The organism is Massilia sp. DWR3-1-1 (assembly GCF_049898325.1).
Classification (GTDB): Bacteria; Pseudomonadota; Gammaproteobacteria; order Burkholderiales; family Burkholderiaceae_D; genus JAFCUW01.
The window spans coordinates 1-533 of the sequence record NZ_JAFCXL010000091.1 but is presented as its reverse complement, the minus strand read 5'-3'; the positions used below and the strand labels follow the sequence as shown (position 1 = coordinate 533).

Here is a 533-nt window from a genome sequence, read left to right as displayed (position 1 = left end):
AAACGCGGTAAGCCCATCAACAAGCCGATCCCATGGTCGTGTTGAAGGGTGTCTCGCCAAAAGCCGTACAAACCCTGGGTGCGCTCTGGCTGCCAGATGGCTTGATGCTCATCGAAGTAGGCGGCACAGGTTTGGCTCACTTGGTGCGTGATGGCGTCTCGCCAGGATAGCCGCGCATGGCGTTTGGGATCGTTGTCGAGCACATCAATGAGTAATGGCAATTGCGCTGGTGTGGCGCTCGTTTGGAGCGCATCGGCGCACTGCTCAGGCCTGAGTCCTGTCGCGTGCGCCTCGGGCAGCTGCCGCAGGGCGAGCTCCAGATCGGTAGCGCAAATTCGCCCTTTGCGCCACGCCCGCAGTTGCTGCTCTCGTGGTGGAAATACCTGGATGCCCCCGAGCACGGCCATTCGTGCGGCCACCCGGCGCACTGGCATGCTAATACGTGACCAATGTGGATTGACAGCAATGGCTCTATCCAACGGCCATGCGGGTGCAATTGCGTGGCAGGCCTGGCTGCACGCGTGCTCGATCGC

1 protein-coding gene is annotated in these 533 nt (G+C 61.4%); it reads right to left on the bottom strand.

What is annotated here, in order from left to right; genetic code table 11:
* On the bottom strand, positions 1-530 hold a 530-nt coding region (locus tag ACP7EY_RS24065), incomplete at its 3' end, for a putative inorganic carbon transporter subunit DabA (RefSeq protein ID WP_426197767.1).
* Positions 531-533: the final 3 nt, after the last annotated feature.